Below are 14,007 nucleotides of genomic sequence, written 5' to 3'. Positions count from 1 at the left end.
ATGATAAAATAACACCATTTGCGATGCAGTATTCGCAACACGCAAAACGATATGCCATTGGGTAATATTATACAACAAATAACCCATTCGCAAAAGATTTATACAATAAAATTTACACAAACAGCCGTTAAGTCCGTTTGTGTGCTATAATCATCAAATAATCAAAAATTTATCTTGAAGGGAATAAAATGAATATAAATATACCACAGTTATATTTTAGCAAACTCATGCGTGCCGTTGTCGAATTTGACCTGATTCAAGATAACGACAGTATTTTAATCGGGTTATCAGGAGGAAAGGATAGCCTGTTTTTAACCTATATGCTGGCTGTTTTACGCAGTCGTTTGAAAAAATCATTTACTTTAAAGGCTGTTACCATCGATCCGCTGTTCACTAAAAATTTCTCTACAGATTCCGTAAAAAAATTTTGTCATGAATTATCGATCGACTATTTTGTCCATCGGGTCGATATAAACAATGCCATAAAATCAAGCGGCAAAAACCCCTGCTTTACTTGTGCTTATTTTCGCCGCGGAGCGATAAACCGTATTGCCAAAGAAAAAGGCTGCAACAAAGTTGCCTATGCCCATCATCAAGATGATGCCGTTGAAACCCTTTTTATGAATCTGCTGTACTCAGGACAATTTAAGACTTTCACTCCGTCTACTTATCTTGATAGAATGAAACTCACGGTTATCCGCCCGTTAATTTATTTTCGCGAGACTGAAACCAGGACTGCTGTTAAATATCACGGTGTTGCTCCTGTGGCATCTCCTTGTCCTATAGATGGAACTACAATGCGCCAGGATACCAAAGAACTGATTAAAAAGCTAACTGCCCACTATCCTCTTTTTTATGAACACCTGGCCGCAGCTATGCGGGAAAGTGCTGTCGGTGAATTATGGCCGGCAGTGCCCAGTCGTCAGCAATTAAAGAGAAAATATGATGCTTTTATGAAAAATTAGCAAATAAAATTTTCAGTTTTGTTTCATCAGGTGTCACATATAATGTTTTGTTATTGGTGAAAATAACAAAACCCGGTTTCGCACCGGAAGGTTTTTTTACAAAACGGCAAAAAGTATAATCGACCGGAACATTAGATGAATTTTTCCCCTTGGAATAATGAGCAGCCAACAGTGCCGCCTGCTCTATCGTCGTTTCAGCCGGGTCACTTCCCGCCGTACGTATTATTACATGCGAACCCGGTATATTTTTAACATGAAGCCAAATATCATCATTATCGGCTATCTTAAATGTCAGCTTGTCATTTTGTACATTATTTTTACCAACTAATATTGGCATCCCATCCGAGGAGATAAATTTAAATGGTTTTGACTCGGGAACTGCAGTACGTTTGCGTTTTTCAATGTGCAGATAACCGCTTTTTACCAATTCGGCTTTTATATCAGCCAGTTCAGATAAAGTATCGGAAGATTCCAGTGATATTTCAATTGTTTCCAGATAGACAGTATTTTCCCTGCATTCTTGCAGCTGCTCTGCTAATATCTTTTGCCCACGGCGCAGTTTATCATATTTGTTATAATACTTTTGCATATTCTGAACTATAGTAAGCCGCCTGTCCATGCTGATTGTAAGCTTGGCATTATCTGCCTCATATATATTGGGAACAGTTATCGCGCTGTCTTTATGATCTGCAAACTGGTACTGATACGTCATTATATTGTCTGCCTTAATTTTTTCTATTTCAGCATTTTCGGCCTGCTGCAACTGTTCAGCAAGTTTCCTATTTTTATTTTTTTGTTTTTCTAATTCATTTGTTACTATTTTTAACAATTGGCTTTTTTCTGGAGAAACGTAATCATCCGCCAGTCGATGAGCCGTTTCCAGCAGACAGCTCATCGAAGCAAAAGTCACCGTATTGTATGCGGTAAATTTATGCAGAGGAAAAGCCGCCATTGCCATTATTTTATTATTATCATCTTTTATTAATGTCGGCACAAACATCTTTGTATCATAAACAGTGATAATTTCGTCGATGGCCTGCCGCAAAGAGATGAAATCCTCAACATCGAGTTTTTCTATTGCCATATCATCCGGCAGTCCTGCTAAAAATAATATTTCTGATGCTGTCACCGGACCAAATCCCGCACCTGTTTTCAATACCGCTTTATATACACTTTGCCCCGCTGACAGCTTTAATTTGTTTATAAAATTATCCGCTGCTGTCAATATATCAATACTATCCTGTGGTGGCGGCGGTATATATTCCTGCTGCGGCAGGACAGTGCGTACCCGACTGCTGTTACTGCCTACTCTTTTCAGTGAATCGATAATTCGTTGATTCTCTACTAAGACTATATTGCTGTATTTCCCCATCAGCTCTATATAAAGTTTTTTAGTTATCAATCGTGCACCTGCGCCTAAAATATCCACTTCAATCACTGCCACGCGATCTAATCCCAGCTGATATATTTTAGCAATACGGCCACCTTCAAGTTGTTTGCGCAGCAGCATACAGAACGTTGGCGGTTCTAAAGGATTTTCTGGCTGCCTAACCGAAATTGCCATTGAAGCCAAGCGCGGATCAATAGAAATATGCAATATATATGTTGTACCAGGCAAACGTACGGTCATATAAACATCGGATCTGCGCGGCTGGCAAATTTTATCAATACGCCCTCCTGATAATATATTATTTAATTCATTTATTACGGCATAAAGGGAAAAACCATCAAGTCCCATGTCATATTACCTCATTTCTAACAATGACCGCTAAAATAATAGACTGAGTATATCATCTACCGGTCCCACGGTCAAACATATCCAATTAAATATTATATTACTGCAGGTGATATTGCAATAATCCCTTGTCAACGTTACAATACTAAGGTAAGTATATAAAAGAGGAATGATAAAAATGGAAATATTAAAATCAGCCGAACAAGACACACATGAACGCTCAGCAGAACTTATCAATAATGTCGGCAGCATAATAAAATCAGTGAAACTATCCGGTGATGCGGCGCTTAAGGATTTGAGCTATAAATTTGACGGAATAAAACCAGAAAGCATTAAGATTGTTCCCGATCAAATAAAAGCTGCCTATAATAAAGTTTCACCTTCTACAGTAAAGTATCTGAAATTTGCAGCTGAACAAATACGTTTTTATGCTGAAAAGCAACTGTCATGCATGCAGGAATTAAGGGTTTCCAGCAAAATTGAAGGCGTCACCCTGGGTCACAGACTTATACCCGTAGAATCCTGCGGTACATATGTACCGGGCGGCCGTTATCCACTGCCTAGCACAGCACTAATGCTAGCCATTCCCGCTAAAACAGCAGGAGTTAAAAGAATCGCCGCTGTCAGTCCGGCAGCAAAAAAATACGGAACAATTCATCCTGCCGTATTAGTTGCGATGGATATAGCCGGGGTCGATGAAATTTATTGTGCTGGCGGAGCCCAGGCCATAGCAGCATTAGCCTATGGTACGCAAAGTATTCCCCCCGTTGATATGATTGTGGGCCCTGGTAACCAATACGTCACCGAGGCTAAACGGCAGGTTTTGGGTGACGTCGGCATCGATAGTTTAGCTGGGCCCAGTGAAGTGCTGATAATTTCCGATGGAACAACCAATCCGGATTATACGGCAATGGATATTCTGGCACAGTGTGAACATGACCCACGGGCCAAGGCTGCTTTAATAACCACTGATCGTAATTACGCAGCTATTGTATCTCAAAAAATACTTGATTTTTCACAAAAATTACCTACAGGCAGTCTGGCTTATAAAGCATGGCAGGATAATGGAACTATTTTATTAGCCACTGATGAAATGGAAATGGTCACGGCTGCAAATAAGGCTGCCCCGGAACATCTTGAAGTACAGACCAGAGACAGCCTGAAAATCAGTGAACGACTTAAAAACTACGGCTCACTGTTTATTGGTGAATATACACCGGTAGCCTTTGGTGATTATTGTTCCGGAACTAATCATACCCTGCCTACTATGGGGACAGCCCGTTATTCAAATGGCGTCTACGTTGGGACTTTTATAAAAACTTCCTTCTACCAGCATATAACACACCAAGGCTGTGAAAATCTTGCAGAAGCCTGCATGAACCTTGCAGAAACCGAAGGACTTGCTGCCCATAAGGAATCCGTAGCCATAAGACTAAAATAACTCATATTATATTTTCTTTTATCCCGTATAGGTTGCATTAAGTCAAAATAAATATTACAATTAATTTATATAGCTATAGGTGTAGGAGGATCTACTATGCAATTTAAATTTTCTAAATGGCACGGCTGCGGTAATGACTTTGTTCTTGTCAATGGTTTTACAGAAGACTGGCAGACTATTCGTTCTGCCGCTATTACAATCTGTGACAGAAATTTTGGCATTGGTGCAGACGGTGTCATTTTTATTCTTCCTTCCGATAAATGTGATTTTTGTATGCGTATTTTTAATTCTGACGGTTCGGAAGCTGAAATGTGCGGTAACGGTATCAGATGTTTTGCCCGTTACGTTTACGAAACAGGCCTTACCAATAAAGAGGAATTTACCGTAGAAACTAAAGCCGGTACAATAAAACCACGTCTGGTCATTGATGAAAAAAACGAAAACTCTGTCTGTGTCAATATGGGACAGCCAGTTTTAGAAGGTGAAAAAATTCCTGTGCATGGTTTCGACGGCTCTGCCGTTATCGCGCAGCCATTAAAGATACAAGACCATCAGTTCAAAATGACCTGTGTATCCATGGGCAATCCTCATTGTGTTATCTTTGTCAATGACATGAGTGCGATAAACATAAGCAAATGGGGACCGATACTGGAAAAGTATAAAATTTTTCCCAATAAGACCAATGTAGAATTTGTTCAGGTCATTGACCGGTCACACATGCGCATGCGCGTTTGGGAACGCGGCGCTGCCATCACTTTAGCGTGTGGCACCGGCGCCTGTGCCAGTCTGACAGCAGCGGTATTAAACGATCTGACTGACAGAAAAGCCGCTATTAAACTCGATGGCGGTCTGCTTTCCATCGAGTGGAATAAAGATGATAATAATATCTACATGACCGGTCCGACAAAAAAAGTATTTGAAGGTATATATTACAGTGGATAAACTAACAGCCAAAATTTCAGCGGTACGAAGTATGACCGGCTTTGGTACAGCTGTGTGCAATAAAAATAATTACACGATAAGTGTAGAAATAAAATCTGTTAATAATCGATATAAGGATGTTGCCGCTCATTTGCCCCCCGGCCTGCGGGCTTTAGAAGTAATTATCAACGATTACCTGAATAAATATTCACTGCGGGGTAAAATTGATGTATATGTTAATTTCACTGATACCAGCGGCACTAACAGCATAATAAAAGTAGACAAAAACTTACTGCTTGCTTACAAAAAAGCCCTTGATGAAATTGCCCGTACATTGTGTCAACCGACGCAGTACAATTTTTCTTCTAATGATCTTATTGCATTGTCAGTTTATCCCGGTATTTTAACAAAGGAGGATATATTACCGACTGTTGCTGAAATTAAAGATGACTTTATCAATACACTTGGTGAAGCATTGACTTTATTCATCGAAATGAAAACTACCGAAGGAAAAAACCTTTGCAGCGATATATTGTACCGACTTGCCATCATCCGCGATAAAGTCACACTGCTGTGTGATTTGGCTCCTTCAATAATTGAAAAGTACCGGCAAAATCTGGTCACAACTTTAGGTGAATATTTAAACGCCAACGATATCGATCAGACACGTATTATTCAGGAAACCGCTATTTATGCTGAAAAAACAAATTACACCGAAGAGACAACCAGATTACAAAGCCATTTGCAGCAGTTTGAGCAAACATTAAGCACTGGCGGCAGCATCGGCAGAAAACTGGACTTCATCGTCCAGGAAATGAATCGAGAAATAAATACAATAGCATCAAAAGCCAATTCCGCTCAAGCGGGACAACTTGTCGTAGACGTAAAAGGTGAAATCGAAAAAATCCGCGAACAAATACAGAATATAGAATAAGCCGGCATCGTTGCACAACAGCTTATTTTACAGAAAGGCTGCGTTTTATATGAATATTAAATTAATTAATATCGGGTTCGGCAATATTGTATCCGCTAATCGAGTCATTGCCATTGTCAGTCCCGAATCAGCTCCAATCAAGCGCATTATCCAAGAAGCACGGGAAAATGGTCAGTTAATTGATGCTACATATGGACGGCGTACACGGGCTGTTATAATAGTTGATAGTGACCATGTTATTTTATCGGCTATTCAACCGGAAACAGTCGCCAATCGCATAATCGATGACAATGATGAAATAGCAAAGGATAAAGATAAATAAGATGCCCAACAGAGGAAATTTAATAGTTATATCGGGACCGTCCGGTACGGGAAAGGGCACTATCTGTAAAAAACTTTTAACGATGAACAAAAATATATTTTATTCTGTATCGGCAACGACCCGCAGGCCACGTCCACACGAGATCAACGGACGAGAATACTGGTTTTTATCAAAAGTTGATTTTGAAAAAATGATAGAAGAAAATGAACTTCTGGAATGGGCTAATGTATATGGTAATTATTATGGAACTCCGTCTGAAAAAATTGACGAGCTGCGCTTACAAGGAAAAGATGTGTTGCTGGAAATAGATACACAGGGGGCACTCAACGTCATGAAGCAGGTCGCCGACGGCATATATATCTTTTTATTACCACCGTCACTTGATGAATTGGAAAAACGAATCCGTCGGCGCGGCACTGAAACTGAAGCGGTAATAAAAAGACGACTTGATGCCGCTGCACAAGAAATAGCTTTGGGTACCCACTATAATTATGTTATTGTTAACAGAAACCTCAGTCGGGCTGTCAATCAACTCAACGCCATAGTCGTTGCCGAACGATGCCGTACTGGACGTAATCTGGAAATCATTAATAAAATTAAAAACAGGGAGATATAATAATGGATATAGTAAATCCGTCACTTGATGAATTAATGCCTAAAGTCGACAGTAAATATACGCTTGTTGTGCTGGCGTCAAAACGGGCCCGTCAAATATTGGATGGTTCCAAAGTAAGAGCTACCAAGGTTTCAACCAAAAATGTAACTAATGCACTTGAAGAAGTCGCTGAAAACAAGATTACCTTTCAGCGAACGAAAAACGGAATAAAATGATGTTGGCAAATAAAAATATTTTATTGGGTGTTTGCGGCGGAATAGCAGCTTATAAGGCAGTAGAAATCGCAAGCCGGCTGCGTAAACTCGATGCAAATGTTGATGTTATCATGACACAGGCAGCAACAAAATTCATCACACCGCTGACTTTTCAAGAAATAACCGGTAATCCTGTCAGCAGTGATATGTGGGAAAAAGTGCATAATTGGAATGTAGAACATATTGCTTTAGCCAAAAAGGCTGATGTTGTATTGCTCGCTCCGGCAACGGCTGACATTATCGGCAAACTGGCATCCGGCATTGCTGATGATATGCTTTCTACGACAATTATGGCAACAACGGCACCGGTATTCATAGCTCCGGCAATGAACAGCAACATGTATATTAATCCCATTTTGCAGCGTAATCTGCAGACACTACAGCAGTTAAGCGGTTATCATATAATAACTCCGGCTACTGGTCATCTGGCCTGCGGTACCAATGGCATTGGCCGATTACCCGATCCTGCTGTACTCGTTGAAGAAATTACAAATTATACTGCACAGGTACAGGATCTAAAAGGAAAACGTATCTTAATTACTGCCGGCGGAACTAGGGAAGCAATTGATCCCGTGCGTTATATTGGCAATCGATCCAGCGGAAAAATGGGTTACGCGCTGGCTGAAGAAGCAGCCAGACGCGGTGCGTCAGTTACACTTGTCAGTGGTCCGACATCTCTTAACGTGCCTGCGGGAATCGAGTTTATAAAAGTAGAAACAGCATGTCAAATGCAAGAATATGTCGATACCATTTTTGCGGCCAGTGATGTTGTAATCATGGCTGCAGCCGTGTCTGATTACCGTGTAAGGAAAATTGCCGGCCAAAAAATAAAAAAGACCACGGAAGCATTTACTCTTGATCTGGTAAAAAATCCTGATATTTTATCCGCGCTGGGCAAAAGAAAATCCATCGAACAGATTTTAGTGGGTTTTGCTGCCGAAACACAAAACCTGCTGACTTTTGCCAAAGAAAAATTACAGCGTAAAAATCTTGACATGATTATTGCGAATGATGTAAGTCAAAAAAATGTCGGATTTAATTATGATACTAATATGGTAAAAATAATAACTCGTGATGCTGCTGTCGAAGATATTCCACTTATGTCAAAAAAAGCATTGGCCGCAATAATCATCGACAAGATCCGGAATTTAAAGAAATAAATTCAGTTGACATTTATTATCAGGTAATGTATTATTAGTTTAACAAATAAATATCGAACTCATCGAGAGCAGTGGAGGGACTGGCCCTGTGAAGCTGCGGCAACCATTGATTTTATCAAACGGTGCTAATTCCTTTAGGTTTTACCTATGAGATGAGAGTATGTATTTTCAGCTCTCACCATTGAGAGCTTTTTTATTTGCTAATTTTTAATATGTGGAGGAAAAATATGGCTCAAAAACGTGTACTTTTTACTTCAGAATCGGTTACTGAAGGCCACCCGGATAAAATTGCCGACCAAATTTCCGATAGTATTCTGGATGCTATTTTAGCCCAGGATCCACATGGCCGCGTAGCCTGCGAAACATTAATAACGACCGGTCAGGTTCATGTAGCCGGTGAAATATCCACTAATTGTTATGTCGATATTCCTAAAATCGTTCGCGAAAAAATCAAAAGTATCGGTTATACCAGAGCTAAGTTCGGTTTTGATGCTTCTACCTGCGGTATTTCTGTGTCCATTGATGAACAATCTCCCGATATTGCTTTAGGTGTTGACAAAGCACTTGAAGCCAAAAATGGTGATATGTCCGAAGAAGATGCCATCGGTGCCGGTGACCAAGGTATGATGTTTGGTTATGCCAGTAATGAAACACCGGAATATATGCCGTTTCCTATTGCTATGGCGCATCGTTTGTCTCGTCGTCTGACCGAAGTACGCAAAAATAATGAAATACCTTATTTACGGCCTGACGGAAAGACTCAAGTAACTGTGGCCTATGAAAACGGTAAACCAGTTCATATAGAAGCTATTGTAGTATCTACTCAGCATGATGCCAATGTCTCATTGTCAACTATCGAGAAAGATATCAGGGAAAAAGTTATTACTCCCATTATTCCTGCTGATATGGTCGATGAAAACACCAAATATTATATAAATCCCACCGGAAAATTTGTCATCGGTGGACCGCAGGGAGACTGCGGACTAACCGGCCGGAAAATTATTGTTGACACTTATGGTGGTATGGCACGACACGGCGGCGGTGCATTTTCAGGTAAAGATCCAACAAAAGTTGATCGTTCCGCATCCTATGCAGCCCGTTATGTAGCCAAGAATATTGTGGCTGCCGGTCTTGCTGACAAATGCGAAATACAGCTAGCTTATGCTATCGGTGTTGCCCACCCGGTATCAATAATGGTCGACACCTTTGGAACGGGTAAGATCGATGAAGAAAAAATCATTCAATTGATCAAAAAACATTTTGACTTGCGGCCTGCCGGCATAATAAAAATGCTTGATCTATGCCGTCCAATCTATGCCCAAACCGCAGCATATGGTCATTTTGGCCGCACTGATATCGATTTACCTTGGGAACACACCGATAAAGCAGCTCTTTTAAAGCAAGAAGCCGGTATATAAATCCGATTTTTTTATTATTTAAAATCATTGTAAATTCTATTCATGGGGTTGTCACACGTAAATATTTTCATTCATAAATATACAACGTGCCGTCTTATCCGTCCTCAAAAAGATGGTTGATTGCGCAGCGGCAGCGGAATATATTTTTGTAATGTCAATGTAATTCGCGCGGCAGCTCCATATTTTATTGAGAAGTAAAATTTCTTTTGCTTATATGATATAATTAAAATGGTGATTTTATGAAATTATTAGCAGATGTATTTATAAATATACCAGTAAAAACCATCGCTACCAGTTATACTTATATCATCCCGGAAAACTTAAATTTTCTAAAAACCGGATGCCGTGTCATAGTACCATTTGGTGCGAGAAAAATGGAAGGATTCATTGTCCGTATAACAACTGTTGACCAAACTGACCACACTTTAAAAGAAATAATCGATTCTATTGATATTGAACCATATTTTACTGATAAAATCATGTCAACGGCCCATTTTATCGCTGACTTTTATCTTTGTTCATTAGGGGAAGCACTCCGTCTTTTTATTCCTGGGAAAAATAGTATAAAAATCAACAGTAGTTATCAGGCAATACCCACAACAGCCTCTTTATCGGCAAGTGAGCAATCTATTTATAATTTTATATTGAAAAATCCAGATTGCAGCTTAAAACAGATCCAGGATTTTTGTAAATTCGACAGCACTGCACTATTAAAAGAACTATTGGATAATAAAATCATATTCAAAAATTATATTTACAAAAACCGCTCAAATAAAATTTATACCTCTTATGTCCGAATAAATAAAAATATAGTCAACCAAACTTTATTGGACAATATGACACGAAAAAAATCTCAAAAAAAATTGTTAGAATTTTTATCTGATGATCATCTTTACAGTATCAATGAACTTAACAAGCAGGGTTTCTCACGCAGTATTATAAAGACTCTGAGCGACAATAACTATATTACCATTACCAAACAGCGTACTTTTCGTGACAGCTATGACCATGTCAATCCTGCTAACAATCCTTTTGTACATCTGACAGCCGAGCAAAACGCTGCAATGGCAGAAATAATACCATATATAGATAAAAATCAACCGCATACTTTCTTGCTGCATGGAGTTACCGGCAGCGGTAAAACACAAATCTACATTGAAACTGCCCGAAAAGTTTTGCTGCAAAATAGACAGGCCTTAATTCTTGTACCTGAAATCGTACTAACAGGCCAATTAGTTATTTCCCTTAAAAAATATTTTTCTTCCTCTGTCGTCGTAATCCACAGCCGGCTTACAGTAAATGAACGCAATGATGCATTTGTGCGAATACGCACTAATAGTGCAAAAATTATAATTGGTGCCCGTTCAGCTATATTTGCACCATTTCTTGATCTGGGACTTATCGTCATGGATGAGGAACATGACGCTTCATATAAACAGGATGAATCACCACGTTATCACACGCGCGATATTGCCCGTAAAATGTCACAATTATATAATGCCGTTCTTATTTTAGGAAGTGCCACTCCATCAATGGAAAGCTATTTTTCAGCCTGCAACGGTACGTATAAATTACTGACTATGCCGCATCGCATCGACAATAAACCCTTGCCACAAATAAATTGTGTAGATATGCGTGAAGAGTTACATTTAGGCAACAGGCATATTATGTCACGCCAGCTAGTTAAACTTATAAATGATACTTTACAAAAAAAACAACAAATAATTATTATGCTAAACCGCCGCGGCTACTCTACTTTTGTTATGTGTCGCTCCTGCGGTCTGGTAATAAAATGTCCGCAATGCGGTTTACCGCTTGTCTACCATCGGCAAAATTACCTGCAGTGTCACCATTGCGATATAAAAGAACCGGTTCCCACAGTCTGCCCGGCCTGCAACAGCCGTTATATAAAATTTTTTGGTTCCGGTACCGAAAAACTTGAACAAGAACTGCATGAAACTTTTCCAACAGCGCGGACTATCCGTTTGGATCGTGACACTACCGGTAAAAAAATGGCTCACCAAAATATTTTGCAGCAATTTCGCGCCGGTAATTACGATATTCTGCTTGGAACACAGATGGTTGCTAAAGGCCACGATATTCCCAATGTGACTGCCGTTGGAATAATAAGCGCTGACGCCAGTTTAAACATGCCTGATTTCCGTGCTGCTGAACGGTGTTTTGATCTGATCACACAAACGGCCGGGCGAGCCGGCCGTGGCAATGTCAAGGGACAGGTAATCATCCAGACATATAATCCGGAGCATTATGCCGTCTTATCCGGTATCCGACAAAACTACCGCGAGTTTTACGATCAGGAACTAATTCAGCGCCGGGAATTATTTTATCCGCCTTATGCCAAACTTATCAAACTCACCATACAAAATGAGAATAAAGATCATGCAATGGACAAGGCTTTACAACTACGTACTGCTTTTCGTAAAACTTTTTCCAATTCAGCCAATCATCAGATCATCGGCCCGGCGCCTTCAATAATCGCTAATTTTCGCGGTGTTTACCGCTTCAATCTGTTGATAAAAACCGTTGATCTAACCATCATGCATACCTTTTTACAACAAAATAATCTGTCCACTGACAGTGAAGTAAAAATTGATATAAACCCGCTGAATACCATGTAATTTGAATTTTATTACAGACAATGCTAAAATTATTAAAAGAATACAAGCTGAATTATTAAATATATATTACACTAAAATGCACTGGAGTTGATATACTTATGTCTCTATTGAACATTAAAACAATTGGTGACCCTATATTAAAAAAGAAAGCTGCTGTCGTAGAAAAAATCGACAGCAGCACGAGAAGGCTGCTTGATGACATGGCTGAAACCTTGTACAATGCTGAAGGTGTGGGACTTGCAGCCCCACAAGTCGGTGTTTCGCAGCGTATTATTGTAATTGATGTTGGTGATGGATTAATTGAATTAATAAATCCTGAAATAGTACGTACCGAAGGCAATATGCTCGGATTTGAAGGATGCCTGAGCATTCCCGGCATGAGCGGTGAAGTAGAACGTTTCGCCAATGTATCAGTGAAATTTCTCAACCGCCGCGGTAAACAACAGCGTATAACGGCAAAAGGTGATTTATTATCACGCTGTATCCAGCATGAATTCGACCATTTAGAAGGTATCCTATTTGTCGACAAGGCCAAAAGTATAACTAAGCAGGAGGATAATGATGACTAAACTGCGTGCAATTTTCATGGGTACTCCGGATTTTGCCGTTCCCTGTCTTGCTGAATTAAATAAGCTAAGTACTATCATCGCTGTTATAACCCAACCTGACAAAAAACGCGGCCGTGGACAAAAATTTACACCCTCACCGGTAAAAACATTTGCTTTAGAACACAGCCTTCCTGTCTTGCAGCCGGCTAAGGTCAAAGACACAAATTTTGTTGAAAAACTAAGAGAATTAAATCCCGATATAATTATCGTCGTGGCTTTTGGCCAAATTCTCTCTCAGGCAATACTCGATATACCTCCCAAAGGCTGCATAAATGTCCATGCTTCCCTTCTGCCGGCTTATCGCGGGGCAGCACCGATACATTGGTCAATTATCCGCGGTGAAACGCTCACCGGTGTCACCACGATGTATATGGATGCCGGTCTTGATACTGGTGATATAATATTAAAACAATCTACCGAGATATCAAGCGAAATGACAACAAATCAGCTGCATGACAAACTTATGGTAATAGGCGCTGATTTACTTGCCAAAACCATAAAGTTGGTTCAACAAGATAATGTGCCGCGAAAAAAACAAAATGATTCTTTATCTTCATATTCACCGATGCTCAATGATGCGAATTGTAAAATTGACTGGCAAAAATCTGCCCAGGAAATTCATAATCTTGTTCGTGGTCTTAATTCCTGGCCAGTGGCATTTACATTTTTTAACGGACAGAAAATAAAAATTTGGCGTACAGCCTTATCTTCAACTGACATCAAAGATTCATCACCTGGTGAAATAATAAAAATCACCCATGACGGCTTTATAATTGCAACCGGAAATGGCAGTATTAAAATTCTTGAACTGCAGGCTCCCAACAAAAAACGCATGACAGCCGCCGCCTATATTAATGGGCATAAACTGCACCTACCTGCTAAATTTCAATAAATAAAACCGCCCATCAAACAAAACTATGTAGTGACTCCATAAAGTCAGACCAAACCGCACTAGCATTTATTGTTACTGCGGTTTTTATTATGCTGCGCATAA

The 14,007-nt window shown here is 39.8% G+C and carries 13 protein-coding genes and 1 riboswitch; of the genes, 12 read left to right on the top strand and 1 reads right to left on the bottom strand.

Going from position 1 to position 14,007, the window contains the following annotated elements; genetic code table 11:
• The first annotated feature begins 188 nt into the window (after positions 1–188).
• Positions 189–965 carry a tRNA 2-thiocytidine biosynthesis TtcA family protein gene (locus tag F8M42_RS06070; protein WP_182188441.1) on the top strand — a complete coding sequence of 259 codons (777 nt, stop codon included), beginning with the start codon at positions 189–191 and terminating at the stop codon, positions 963–965.
• Here F8M42_RS06070 and F8M42_RS06065 read toward each other — a convergent pair.
• Positions 952–2,703: an Rqc2 family fibronectin-binding protein gene (locus F8M42_RS06065; RefSeq protein ID WP_182188440.1), complete on the bottom strand. Its 1,752-nt coding sequence runs from the start codon at positions 2,701–2,703 to the stop codon at positions 952–954. The two genes, F8M42_RS06070 and F8M42_RS06065, sit on opposite strands and share 14 nt — an antisense overlap.
• 175 nt (positions 2,704–2,878) lie before the next feature.
• On the opposite strand from F8M42_RS06065, the gene hisD reads away from it, so the two are divergent.
• The 11 genes from hisD to fmt all read left to right on the top strand — a co-directional run bounded on the left by hisD (position 2,879) and on the right by fmt (position 13,905).
• Positions 2,879–4,141, top strand: a complete 1,263-nt coding sequence (hisD, locus tag F8M42_RS06060; protein WP_182188439.1) for a histidinol dehydrogenase — start codon at positions 2,879–2,881, stop codon at positions 4,139–4,141.
• Positions 4,142–4,237: 96 nt separating this feature from the next.
• Positions 4,238–5,083: a diaminopimelate epimerase gene (gene dapF / locus F8M42_RS06055; protein WP_182188438.1), complete on the top strand. Its 846-nt coding sequence runs from the start codon at positions 4,238–4,240 to the stop codon at positions 5,081–5,083.
• Positions 5,076–5,996 (top strand): YicC/YloC family endoribonuclease, encoded by a 921-nt coding sequence (locus F8M42_RS06050; protein ID WP_182188437.1) that lies wholly within the window; start codon positions 5,076–5,078, stop codon positions 5,994–5,996. The genes dapF and F8M42_RS06050 overlap by 8 nt, the downstream gene beginning before the upstream one ends.
• 49 nt (positions 5,997–6,045) lie before the next feature.
• Entirely contained in the window at positions 6,046–6,318 is a 273-nt protein-coding gene (gene remA, locus F8M42_RS06045) for an extracellular matrix/biofilm regulator RemA (RefSeq protein ID WP_182188436.1), read from the top strand.
• 1 nt (position 6,319) lies between these two features.
• Positions 6,320–6,934, top strand: a complete 615-nt coding sequence (gene gmk, locus F8M42_RS06040) for a guanylate kinase (RefSeq protein ID WP_182188435.1) — start codon at positions 6,320–6,322, stop codon at positions 6,932–6,934.
• Between the two features lie 2 nt (positions 6,935–6,936).
• A complete protein-coding gene (rpoZ, locus tag F8M42_RS06035; protein WP_231038328.1) occupies positions 6,937–7,149 on the top strand; it encodes a DNA-directed RNA polymerase subunit omega in 213 nt (70 codons plus the stop codon).
• On the top strand, positions 7,149–8,348 hold the full coding sequence (gene coaBC, locus F8M42_RS06030) for a bifunctional phosphopantothenoylcysteine decarboxylase/phosphopantothenate--cysteine ligase CoaBC (RefSeq protein ID WP_182188659.1): 1,200 nt from the start codon (positions 7,149–7,151) through the stop codon (positions 8,346–8,348). The genes rpoZ and coaBC overlap by 1 nt, the downstream gene beginning before the upstream one ends.
• Before the next feature lie 56 nt (positions 8,349–8,404).
• A riboswitch (SAM riboswitch) is annotated at positions 8,405–8,507 on the top strand.
• Positions 8,508–8,575: 68 nt separating this feature from the next.
• A complete protein-coding gene (metK, locus tag F8M42_RS06025; RefSeq protein ID WP_182188434.1) occupies positions 8,576–9,766 on the top strand; it encodes a methionine adenosyltransferase in 1,191 nt (396 codons plus the stop codon).
• Between the two features lie 239 nt (positions 9,767–10,005).
• Positions 10,006–12,405, top strand: a complete 2,400-nt coding sequence (gene priA / locus F8M42_RS06020) for a primosomal protein N' (protein WP_182188433.1) — start codon at positions 10,006–10,008, stop codon at positions 12,403–12,405.
• A gap of 98 nt (positions 12,406–12,503) precedes the next feature.
• Positions 12,504–12,974, top strand: coding sequence for a peptide deformylase (gene def / locus F8M42_RS06015; protein ID WP_182188432.1), 471 nt, complete (start codon positions 12,504–12,506; stop codon positions 12,972–12,974).
• Entirely contained in the window at positions 12,967–13,905 is a 939-nt protein-coding gene (gene fmt / locus F8M42_RS06010) for a methionyl-tRNA formyltransferase (RefSeq protein ID WP_182188657.1), read from the top strand. The genes def and fmt overlap by 8 nt, the downstream gene beginning before the upstream one ends.
• Positions 13,906–14,007: the final 102 nt, after the last annotated feature.

It is taken from the genome of Pectinatus frisingensis (assembly GCF_014076555.1).
Taxonomy (GTDB): Bacteria; Bacillota; Negativicutes; order Selenomonadales; family Selenomonadaceae; genus Pectinatus; species Pectinatus frisingensis.
Note: the sequence above shows the minus strand (reverse complement) of the source record. Positions and strands in the feature narration are given on the sequence as shown.